This is a genomic window from Kitasatospora sp. NPDC059973, assembly GCF_042737525.1.
Taxonomy (GTDB): domain Bacteria; phylum Actinomycetota; class Actinomycetes; order Streptomycetales; family Streptomycetaceae; genus Kitasatospora.
This window is the reverse complement of record NZ_JBHWUI010000227.1, coordinates 1-10,411: the sequence shown is the minus strand read 5'-3', so window position 1 is coordinate 10,411 and position 10,411 is coordinate 1. Positions and strand designations below refer to the sequence as shown.

The window sequence follows — 10,411 nt, the reverse complement described above, 5'->3', positions numbered from 1 at the left end:
CAACACCTCATCGCCACCTGGACCGGCACCTGCCCCACCTGCCGACAACCCACCCCATGGCAGCCCTACGACACCACCTAACAAAGCCCTACTAGGGCCCGGCCGGCGGTTCGCGCCGCATCAGCGCGCGGCCGGAGCCGCCGGACGCGCCACGGGCGGCCGCCGCCGGGCTACGGGTGTTCGGTCGCCAGGTACGGGGTCTCGCGCAGGAAGTACGCGCCGCAGGTGTGGCAGCAGAGTTCGGGCGTCTTGCCCCAGTCCGCCGGATCCCGCAGCTGTGCCCCCTCGTCCAGCTCCCGGCCGCACATGGCGACGGCTTCGGAGCCGCGGACCATGTGCCAGAGCCTCACCCCGGCGGACGGACCGCCGTCACCGTACTCGGCGCGCATCTGGTGCATCATTCCCCCATCGTCCGGCGGCCCTCCGGCCCCGGCAACCGGGGGCCGACGGCGCCGCCCGCCCCGGCCGTACCCGGTCAGACCAGGCTGCCGTGCAGCCGCAGCCGGGCGATGCCGCCGTCGGGGAAGACGTCGAGCCGGACGTGGGTGGCGGGCCGGGGCGCGTCCAGCACCAGACGGTGGACGGCGTCGGGCTGGAGCCGGGTGCGGGGCACCAGCTCGAACCACTCCTGCGGGTCGGCGGCCCGTTCGTCCCGTCCGTAGAGCGCGGCCCAGCCGGCCGCGTTGCCGACGTAGTAGCCGGTGTCGATCTCCACCGCGCGGATCGCGCCGCGCCCGGCGAGGCGCAGCAGGACCCAGTCGTGGCCGGCGTCGCGGCGCCGGCGGTTCTCCCAGCCGTCGCCCATCGCCCGGGACCGGCCGGGCAGCGCGAGGTTGGCCGGGGGCGAGAAGAAGCGGTCGGAGGCGTCCTCGACCGCGCCGCCGTGCTCGATCGCGGCCAGGTCGAAGGTGCCGAGCGCGGCCAGCCAGGCGGTGTCCGGCCGGGCCTCGCCGTGCACCCGCAGCCGGGCGATGCCGCCGTCGGGGTACTGGCTGAGCCGCAGGTGGGTGAAGCGGCGGCCGTCCTCGACGGCGAAGCCGTTGGCGGCGTGGCCGCGCACCGGCGAGGCGGGCACCAGCGGGTGCCAGACGGTGGAGTCGGCGAGCAGCTCCTCCGGGCCCGGGGTGCCGGGGAGTTCGGCGCCCTCCAGGGCGATCCGCTGCGGGTAGTTGCCGCGGAAGTGCGCGGTGTCGACGATCACGCCGTGCACGACCCCCGGCACTCCCAGGCGGATCAGCGCCCAGTCGTGGTCCTCGGCGGTCGGGTGCGGGCGGTCGGTGCCGGCGCCGCGGCGGCGGCGGGTCTCCCAGCCGTCCATGAGCTGGCCCTTGTTGCCGAAGGTGTGCGGGCGGAACTCGGCGGGCTCGGGCAGCAGCAGGTTCTCCCGCTCGGCGAACAGCTCGTCGTTGGCGGCGATCACGGCGCCGCCGAGCCGGCGGTCGGCCAGGTCGGTGAGGGCGGTGAAGGCGAAGCTGCCGGAGCGGTAGTCGGCGTAGGGGTTGCCGCCCGCGTAGGGCAGCGCGTCGGCGATCTCGGTGGCGGCGGTCTCGGTGGCGGCGGTCTCGGTGGCGGTCGCGTCGGTGGTCATGCCTCCACGGTCACCCCGGCACACCCGTCAGGTCCATCACAAAGATCTGACCAGAACGTTCAGCCGGACTGAACATCCCGGGCGGCCTCGGCCAGGGCCGCGAGCACCCGACGCAGCGGCGGCGTCCCCTCCGTCCCCGCGCGGACCGCGGCGACCACCCGGCGGGTCGGCAGGTCGGCGGGCAGCGCCCGGACCACCGCCCCGCCGACCCGCCCCGCCGAGGCCAGCCGGGGCACCAGCGCCACCCCGAGCCCGGCCGCGACCATCGCCAGGATCGCCGACCAGTCCGCGGCGGTGTGCGCGCGCTCGGGCACGAACCCGGCGTCCGCGCACGCCGTCAGGGTGATCTCCCGCCAGGGGCCGGCGGCGCCGTAGATCCACGGCTCGTCGGCGAGGTCCGCGAGCCGCAGGCCCGGGGCGTCGGCCCACGGGTGCCCGGGCGGCAGCGCCACGTCCAGCGGGTCGCTGAGCAGGACGGACTCGACGAAGCGGGGATCGCCGCCGGCCGGCCGCACCGCGAGCGAGAGCGCCAGGTCGACGTCCCCCGCCGCCAGCAGCCCGTAGGCCCCGGCCGCCTCCGTCTCCACCACCCGCACCGCCAGCCGCGGCGCGTCCGCCCGCAGCCGGGCGATCGCCGGGACGAGCAGCCCGCCGATCGCGGTGGCGAAGGCGCCCACCCGCACCTCGCCCGCCTCGCCGTGCAGGTACCCCGCCAGCTCCGCCTCGGCCCGCTCCAACTGCCCGAACACCACTTCGGCGTGGCGCAGCACCAGCCGCGCCGCACTGGTCAGCCGGACCCGCCGCCCGTACGGCTCCAGCATCGGCGCGCCCACCTGCCTGGCCAGCGCCGACACCTGCTGCGAGACCGCCGACGGCGAGAGCCGCAGCCGCTCCGCCGCGGCCGTCACCGTCCCGCACTCACCGACCGCCCACAGCACCCGCAGCCGCCGCAGATCCCACTCACCCACCGCACCCATCGCGCCAGCGTAGTTCCGCCCCGGAGGGCGCGCCCGGGCCGGCGCCGGGCGGGGTGTCCGCCCGTGGTCAACAGGCCCGCACGAGGGCGTCGTCCTGCCACGTGAGGATCTTTTGATCACCGCAAGGCCCTGACCTGCGAGTTCGACCACAAAAGCCCCGCCGACCAGGCGAAACTACCTTCAGTGGTTCGCACTGGTCAGCGGCATTCTTCGCCCTCATGTGCCCCAGATGTGCCCCGGGACCGCCCAGATCAGATCGCCACCACCCCTCCACCGTATGAAGCGCGTGGGTGAGTTGGCGCCCGGCCTAACGCTGGGGTGATCAGCGGCGGCTGAAGCACACGTGCCGATCTCGCGCCCGCTGGTCGCCTGACCACGATGATGCCCGCGATAGTCGCGGGGAGCGGTCCCAACTGGAGGAACGTACCTCGTCAACCGCCACGCCAAGGCCCTTTTGCCGCAGCGGTCTTGATCACATCAAGGACCATCGGTGGAGGTCGAGTGGCTCAGCCGACCCGGCCGCCTTTGCGGTCAGCGGGCGGCGAGGAGTTCCCCGCGCTCGACGGCCTCGCGCAGGACGGCCGCGAAGTCCTGGGGCAGGAGGTTGACCGCGTCGAGGGCGTCGGTGGTCAGGGGGATCTCTTCGAGGACGTACTCGCCTCGGCCTTCCTGGCTGAACTCGGGGCCGGTGCGGTCCTCGAAGCTCCACTTCTTGATGGTGGCGAGGTAGAAGTCCTCGTGGTCTGTGGCCGTTTCGATGGTGTGGAGGTGGCTGACGATCTCCGCCTCGCCCGCGATCTCCTCGCGGACCTCGCGCAGCAGGGCCTCCTCGGGGCCGGCGTCGGTCGGTTCGATCTTGCCGCCGACGATCACCCAGTACGGGTCGATGCCGGGGCGGATGCGCTTGATCAGCAGCATGGTGTCGTTCGGGGTGAGGAGGACGGCGCGGACGCGGTGCTGCATGGGGGGCCTGCTTCCTGTTCGATAGTGCGGGGCGAGTCAGTGGAGGAGCCAGCCGCTCGACAGCCCGGCGGGAGCTATCTCGCGGGTGCCAGGTGCCGGTTCAACCATCGTTCCTCCTCCGTCCTGTCCCGTAGGGGAGCGACCAACCAGGGCACGAGGCGAGGAGCCGGCACTGCGTCGATCTGTTCGACCGGGTGGAGGAGCCCCCGTTCGCAGGTCTCCGCCGTCCAGACCGAGAAGCGGGCATCCGGGTAGGCCGGATTGATGCCGATCTCCCCCTTGGGGGTCGTGCCGTTGAACGGCGTCGGGATGCGCTCGGAGTTCCAGTAGCTCCACACTTCCAGGGCCTTGACCTGTTCGAAGCAGTGGTAGAGCTGCGGGTAGCGGTCGGCGATCCGGATCTCCCGGAAGATCAGCTGGCCGAGGAGGCACGGGGCGGTGTCCGCCAGTGTGTCCAGGTCCGCCCCGTGGAAGGTGAGGGCGGAGGCGTCCTGATCCGGGGCAAGGGCTGTGGCGGCGAACAGGTGGGACATCCGGCGTCGCACGTAGCCGGGCAGGCCGGATGCCAGGCCGGGCTCGATGCGCCCGACGAGTTCGAAGAGCCGCACGCAGTCCGGCGCGAACCGCCCGAGGTCGAAGAGAACTCCCATCCCCCGCACCGCAGAGAACGCGAGTTCCTTGTACAGGCGGTTGTTGAGCTCGCCCCGGTCGGCGTACTCCTTGGTCGCCCGGCTGGTGGAGTGAAGCATCAAGTACTCGGCGACGGTCTCGAAGTAGAGGTACCCGAGGTAGGGGAAGGCCGGGACCGTGGCGGCAAGGGTGTCGATGAACGACTCGTCCGGCGCCGTGCCGCCGCTGGCGTTGCGCAGGAGCGTGTCGAGGAACGGGGCAGCGACGCGCACCCGGTCCACGACGGACCGGAGCACACTGTCGTCCTCCGCTCCGGTGAGGAAGTGCCGGTACGTCTGATACGTCCTCAGGTGGATGCCTCCGAGGCGCAGGTAGTCGAGGCCCTTGGCTGGCACTGGAGCGCCGGGGGTGACCTCGATGATGAGTGGTGTGCTGTTCTGCCTGCTCTCCAGCAGGTAGGAGCCGAGGTTGTGGGGCCGGTATGCGCCACCGGTCGGAGTGAGGGGCGCCCCGTAGACGGCGCCGACCAGGCAGCCGGTGGAGGCGTAGAGGTGCCCGCTGCTGCGGACGGTGCCCAGGTCGCGTGTCAGGTGGAGCAGGTGCATCGGGGCGCCGCTGGCCAGGCTGCGGAGCATGGCGTTGTCCCGCAGGAGCCAGCCGTTCGGGGTCTGTGTCTCCAGGCGGTGAGCCCAGTCGGCTTCGCTCTCCGCGAGCCCGGCGGGTGACGGACGGGACACCGGCGCGTTGTAGTCGGTGTGGGCGTATTCCCAGTCGGCGTGCAACGGGTCCTCCTACTCGGGCAGCACGGTGTGGAGCGCGTGTTCCAAAGCCTCGCCGTGATCGGCGCCGTCGAGTCGTGCCTGCTCGCTGTGCACGACCAGGTCGAACGCGACCGGCGGGAGCCACGCCGGCAGGGCTACACGTAGGCGGCCCGGGTCGGGCCACCAGCGGCGGAGGGGCAGGCGGTAGCGGTCGAGTGCGTCGGCGGCCTTGAGGAGGTCCACCAGGTGCGGGCTCTGCCGGTAGGCGCTGACCTGGGTGTCGGTGAAGGCGTCGTACGGGACGTCGTGGAGGGCGACGGCAGTGATCGTCTCGGTGGTGACCGGTTGGCCGAAGGTGCGGGCCACGGTGTCGAGGTTGCCGGCGAGCCAGCGTGCGGCGCGTTCGCCGTGGCCGGGGTCGTCGCGGTCGTGGTGTCGTCGGCAGTCGTGGCAGGCCGCTGCGGCGGCGAGGGCCAGGGTTTGATCATTACCGGGCTCGTGATGTTGGGCGAGGAACTGGACGAGAAGGCTGACGCGGGCGTCGTGCAGGGCGCCGTGAATGGAGTCGATCACGGCCGGGCTGGCGAACCAGGAAACGTCGGGTACCAGCAGGGTCGGGCGATGTGGCATCGTGGCCGGGGCACTGGGACCGGCGGGTCGGTTGCCGGCGATCCAGCTCAGGGTGTGCTGGTCCAGGTGCTGGTGGTCCGGGAGCCTGCGGGTCTCGGCGAGTACGCGCAACGGCGCGTCGGCCGCTTCCGGTGTCGGCGAGATCATGAAGGGTTCCTCGATGGGATCGGGTGCGATGGGCGTCACGCTGGGCGTGGTGGTGCTGACGATGGGCAACCGGCCGAAGGAGCTTCGTGCGCTCCTGGACTCGGTCGAAGCCCAGGAGGGCGGCGGCAGCACCCGGACCGTGGTGCTCGGGCAGGGCGTGAAGCTGCCCGAGTTGCCGGAGTGGGTGGACGCGGTCGAGCTGCCCGAGAACCTGGGCATCCCCGGGGGGCGGAATGCCGGCGTCGAGCGGCTGCGTGAACTCGGCGGTGTCGATGTCCTGGTAGTCCTGGACGACGACGGGCTGCTTCCCCGAACCGACACCTTCCGGTTGATCCGAGAAGCCTTCGAAGAGACTCCGTGCCTCGGTGTGGTGTCCTTCCGGATCGCGGACGAGACCGGGTACACCCAGCGCCGCCACGTCCCGCGTTTTGGCGCGAGCGATCCGCTGCAGTCCGGTCCGGTCACGACGTTCCTGGGTGGCGGGCACGCGATCCGTATGAGCGTGATCGACCAAGTCGGCCTTTTCCCCGCCGAGTTCTTCTACGCGCACGAGGAGACCGACTTCGCCTGGCGTGCGCTCGATGCCGGATGGGAGATCGACTACCGGGCCGATCTGGTGTTGCAGCACCCCCGCACCGATCCGGCCCGGCACGCGACCTACTACCGGATGACGGCACGCAATCGGGTGTGGCTGGCGAAGCGTCATCTCCCTGCCGTCCTGATGCCGATCTACCTCACCTCCTGGGCGCTGTACACGGTGCTTCGCCGTCCGCCGCTGTCCGGCCTCAAGGCGTGGTGGTCGGGCTTCTTCGAGGGCGTTCGGACGCCGTGTCCTCCGCGTCGGCCGATGCGGTGGAGCACGGTGTGGCGGATGACCAGGCTGGGGCGGCCGCCGGTCATCTAACAGTCGGCCTCGCGGAGTTGCGGGTCAGGACCAGAGGGCATGGATCGCGTCGATGACGCGCTGCACGTCCGTACTGGTCATGGCCGGGTAGCACGGCAGGGACAGTTGCCGCGCGGCGATCTGTTCGGTGACGGGCAGGTGGCAGTCGACGTACCGGTACGCGGCGAGCCGGTGGACCGGTTTGAAGTGGACGCTGGTGCCGATCCCATAGACGTCGAGGAGCAGGTCGGCCACCGTGTCGCGGCTCCGGCCGCCGCCCGGTTCGATCAGGACGGGGTAGAGGAACCAGCCGTGCTGGACGCTGTCCAGGACGAACGGCAGCCGCAACCCCGAAAGGCCGGCGAGGGACCGGTCGTAGGAAGCGGCGATCTGCGCCCGGCGCGCGGTGAAGTCCGGCAGCTTCTGGAACTGCTGGATCCCGACCGCGGCCGTGATGTCCGGCATCCTGTACTTCAGGCCCGGCACGGTGACCTCGTAGTCGGCAGTGCGGCGCTTGCCGTGGCGCTGCCACACGGAGGAGTCGATGCCGTGTCGGCCGAGGAGGCGGGCGGCTTGGACGAGGTCCGCGCGGCCGACGATCATCCCACCCTCGCCGGTGGTCATGACCTTGTTGGCGTCCCCGCGGTTGTAGATCAGGCCGTCCACGACGGTGACGTGGTGGCCGTGGGAGACGAGGTGGTGGGAGGCAACGGAGCCGATGTATCCGGCTCCGCCGAGGAGCACGACGCGCATGGAAGCGGTCCCTTCGTTCAGGCGGCCATAGCGGTGGTCGGCGCGGCGGTGAACCAGTCCGGGATGGCGCCCGGCGTGGTCCTGAGCCAGTTCACGTAGCGGCCCACGCCCTCGGTGAGGGTGACGGCGGGACGCCAGCCGAGCAGATCGGTGGCTCGGCAGGTGTCGGCGTAGCCTCCGCGCGGGTCACCCTCGGGCATGGGTGTCGCGACGAAAGCGGCGCGGGGATAGTGGGCGGCGACCAACTCCGCGATCCGCCGGACCGAGGTCGGAATGCCGGTGCCGATATTGATGGTCTGTCCAGCGGCCTGGTCGGCGATGAGCGCGAGGATCGTGGCGTGCGCGATGTCCTCGACGTGGACCATGTCGCGCACCTGGTGGCCACCGCCGTTGAGCCGCATCGGCCGGCCCGTGTGCGCGGACAGAGCCAGCCAGGGGACCATCCAGGAGTGCGAGCCGGGCTTGGGGATCTGCGGGTCGCCGTAAACCGAGAAGTACCGGACGATCGAGTACTCGGTGTCGCTGCTGCCTAGCATCAGGCGCACCTGGTGCTCGCCCCACAACTTCGTGTTGGCGTACACGGAGATCGGGGTCAGCGGCTGCTCCTCGGTGAAGCGCGCCACACCGTCCTCCGCGGGGATGCCGTCGCCGTAGACGGAGGCGGAGGACACGAACACCAGCCGCTTCACCGACGACTCCAGCACCGCGTCCAGGACGGTCTGGGTGCCGTGCACATTCGCCGCGAAGGCGGTGTCGGGCCGGCGGGTGCAGGCGGCGACGTCGGCGTACGCGGCGGCGTGGATCACGTAGTCCGCGCGGCCCGCGAGCCACTTCACGGTGGCCCGTTCGCGCACATCCCCGAGGACGATCCGGGCGCCGTACTGGTCCACCTGGAACAGGTCCCGCACCGGGTGCGGGTAGGCGTCGAACCTGTCCAGGACGGTCGGCCTGGCTCCGCACGCGGCGAGCTGGGCGACGATGCGGCTGCCGATCAGGCCACCACCCCCGGTGACCAGCACGCCGGCCCCGGCCAACTCGCTGAGGCGCGGGTCGAAATACACGTCGGCCATGAGGCAACGACCTCCTCTGAAGTGCGGGTTTGTGCACTCAGTGAACAGCCGACCACGCTCAGGCGGTACGGTGATGGCCCACCCATCCCGTTCAATCTGTTCAAGATCAGCTCTGGGGGTGCGAGTTGACTGGCAGTAAGAAGCCCAACCGGCAGCTGGCGAGCGTCATCGAGGAAGCCGGGTGCACGTACGAAGCCCTGGCCAGAACGGTCCGCACGGTTGCGGCGGAGGCCGGCGAGACCTTGCACACCTCACGATCCGCCGTGCTCTCCTGGGTCCGGGGCGGCACCCCAACTGGCAGAACCGCGACCTACCTTGCCGAGGCTTTGACCAGAATGGTGAAGCGGAAGGTGACGGTCGCCGAGATCGGTCTAGGCTTCCCCGAAATCGGGGAGGTCATGACCCCTGATCCTCTGGCAACTGCTGCCGATCTCGGGAGACTTGTCATGTTCCACCGTCGCGACTTCCTCGCCCTCGCCTTCGGCACCGCCGCAGTCGGGCTCCCGCTCGTCTACGACCACCAAGCCGTCGCCGCTGCCCTGCGAACCGCGAAGGGCGGTCGCAGAGCCGGGGCTGAAGAGGTTTTCACCGTCCGGCAGCTCACCGAGATGTTCCGGACCGCCGACGAGAGACTGGGCGGCGGCCACGGGCTGTCCACTGTGTCGTCCTATCTGGCAGACGCCGTCGTGCCGATGCTCCAGGCCACGTTCCCGTCCGAGGAGGTCCGCCGGAGTGCGTACGGCGCGGCGGCTGAGCTGGCGACCTTGGTCGGATGGAAGTGCCATGATCTCGGCCGCGAGGGCGCGGCCCAGAGGTTCTACCTCCTCGCCTACCAGCTCGCCTGCGAGTCCGACCCCGCAGGTCACGGAGCCTGGATGATGCGGGCCCTCACCCACCAAGCCCTCGATCTGAGCCAGACCACGCACTGCGTCGAACTGGCCGAGGCCGCGCTGTCGCGGGCCCGAGGGAAGGTCGACCGGAAGACGGAAGCGCTGCTGCTGGTGACGGCCGCGCGGGCGTACGGAGCGAACGGCCGGAGCAAGAACGCTGCCGGGGCGCTCCTGGCCGCCGAGGACGCCATGCTCGCCGGCGACGACGGCGTCCCCTCCTACGCCGCGGCCTCCGGCCCGGTCGCGGCGACCGTGGCATCGCACACGGGCAAGACACTGACCGAGATGAAGGACCACCGGGCCGCCGAACGGCACTACAGGGCGGCACTGGAGGGCCGTGTCCCCGAGACGTACCAGCGGGTGCGTGGCCTGACCCTCGCGAATCTCGCCAAATCCGTAGCCTCCCAGCACCGCCACGAGGAGGCCGTGATCCTCTGGGATCAGTGCCTGGATCTCATGGATGGCGTGGCCTCCGACCGGAACCGGAAGGAGCTGAGGACGGTGCGCTCGACCATGGCCGTCTACAACAGGCGAGGAATCCCTGGCGCATCCGAACTCGCGCAGAGAGCTGGCGAGCTCGTGTCCCAGTGACACCGGCTGCGGGCGGCCGCTTCCCGAGTGTGGAGAGCTGATTTGGACCGACGAAGCTCATGGCCGCCTCGGCGTACTCCGTCGCCGCGATGCACCTGCCGTAGAACTCCGTCCGCGACAGCGCCTAATGCACCTAGTCCGCCCGGGGGGCTCGCCGGAGTGGCCATTCGCTCAGTTCAGAGGGGTGCCGGCGCTACGAGGCCGCCCGCAGGAGGGCGTCGTCCTGCCATTTGAGGACCTTGTCGAAGCTGACGATCGCGCCGCGCAGGGGGTGGTTGCGGAGCTGGACGTGGTCGGTCAGGGCGTGGATCAGGAAGAGGCCGCGGCCGGACTCGGCGGTGAGGTCGGGGAGGGTGTCCAGGTCGACCGGGCGCAGGGTGGGCGCGGGTGCCCCGGCGTGACAGGGGGGCAGCACGTGGGTGTCGTAGGGGCGGTCGTCGCGGCGGGGGCGGCGGGTGGTCAGGACCGGGCCGGGGACGCTGGCGCGGCCGCGCCGGGGGCGGCGGGCGCCGCGGCCGGTCGCGGCCG

The 10,411-nt window shown here is 71.3% G+C and carries 10 protein-coding genes and 1 pseudogene; 2 read left to right on the top strand and 9 right to left on the bottom strand.

The annotated features are described in order from the left end of the window. Nucleotides 1-170: 170 nt before the first annotated feature. The 6 genes from ACFWA9_RS35800 to ACFWA9_RS35775 all read right to left on the bottom strand — a co-directional run bounded on the left by ACFWA9_RS35800 (nt 171) and on the right by ACFWA9_RS35775 (nt 5,696). The gene (locus ACFWA9_RS35800) at nt 171-401 is read right to left on the bottom strand and encodes a hypothetical protein (protein WP_329488950.1); all 231 of its coding nucleotides are present in this window, start codon (nt 399-401) and stop codon (nt 171-173) included. A gap of 74 nt (nt 402-475) precedes the next feature. Then, the gene (alc, locus tag ACFWA9_RS35795; RefSeq protein WP_380393123.1) at nt 476-1,588 is read right to left on the bottom strand and encodes an allantoicase; all 1,113 of its coding nucleotides are present in this window, start codon (nt 1,586-1,588) and stop codon (nt 476-478) included. A 59-nt stretch (nt 1,589-1,647) separates the two neighbouring features. Beyond that, on the bottom strand, nt 1,648-2,556 hold the full coding sequence (locus ACFWA9_RS35790; RefSeq protein ID WP_329492187.1) for a LysR family transcriptional regulator: 909 nt from the start codon (nt 2,554-2,556) through the stop codon (nt 1,648-1,650). A 540-nt stretch (nt 2,557-3,096) separates the two neighbouring features. Continuing rightward, nucleotides 3,097-3,528: an NUDIX domain-containing protein gene (locus ACFWA9_RS35785; RefSeq protein WP_380393120.1), complete on the bottom strand. Its 432-nt coding sequence runs from the start codon at nt 3,526-3,528 to the stop codon at nt 3,097-3,099. Between the two features lie 74 nt (nt 3,529-3,602). Further along, nucleotides 3,603-4,940, bottom strand: coding sequence for a hypothetical protein (locus ACFWA9_RS35780; protein ID WP_380393117.1), 1,338 nt, complete (start codon nt 4,938-4,940; stop codon nt 3,603-3,605). A 9-nt stretch (nt 4,941-4,949) separates the two neighbouring features. Further along, nucleotides 4,950-5,696, bottom strand: a complete 747-nt coding sequence (locus ACFWA9_RS35775) for a hypothetical protein (RefSeq protein ID WP_380393114.1) — start codon at nt 5,694-5,696, stop codon at nt 4,950-4,952. A gap of 28 nt (nt 5,697-5,724) precedes the next feature. Between ACFWA9_RS35775 and ACFWA9_RS35770 the strand changes: the two genes are divergently transcribed. Continuing rightward, on the top strand, nt 5,725-6,600 hold the full coding sequence (locus tag ACFWA9_RS35770; protein ID WP_380393111.1) for a glycosyltransferase family 2 protein: 876 nt from the start codon (nt 5,725-5,727) through the stop codon (nt 6,598-6,600). Between the two features lie 24 nt (nt 6,601-6,624). Here the strand turns inward: ACFWA9_RS35770 and ACFWA9_RS35765 are convergent, their stop codons facing one another. After that, nucleotides 6,625-7,332 (bottom strand): DegT/DnrJ/EryC1/StrS family aminotransferase, encoded by a 708-nt coding sequence (locus tag ACFWA9_RS35765; protein WP_380393108.1) that lies wholly within the window; start codon nt 7,330-7,332, stop codon nt 6,625-6,627. A gap of 17 nt (nt 7,333-7,349) precedes the next feature. Continuing rightward, the gene (locus ACFWA9_RS35760; protein ID WP_380393105.1) at nt 7,350-8,402 is read right to left on the bottom strand and encodes an NAD-dependent epimerase/dehydratase family protein; all 1,053 of its coding nucleotides are present in this window, start codon (nt 8,400-8,402) and stop codon (nt 7,350-7,352) included. A gap of 125 nt (nt 8,403-8,527) precedes the next feature. Here ACFWA9_RS35760 and ACFWA9_RS35755 point away from each other — a divergent pair, with 125 nt between their 5' ends. Beyond that, nucleotides 8,528-9,883 (top strand): tetratricopeptide repeat protein, encoded by a 1,356-nt coding sequence (locus ACFWA9_RS35755; RefSeq protein WP_380393103.1) that lies wholly within the window; start codon nt 8,528-8,530, stop codon nt 9,881-9,883. Nucleotides 9,884-10,076: 193 nt separating this feature from the next. Here the strand turns inward: ACFWA9_RS35755 and ACFWA9_RS35750 are convergent. Further along, nucleotides 10,077-10,411, bottom strand: a pseudogene (locus tag ACFWA9_RS35750) (hypothetical protein); the annotation flags it as partial.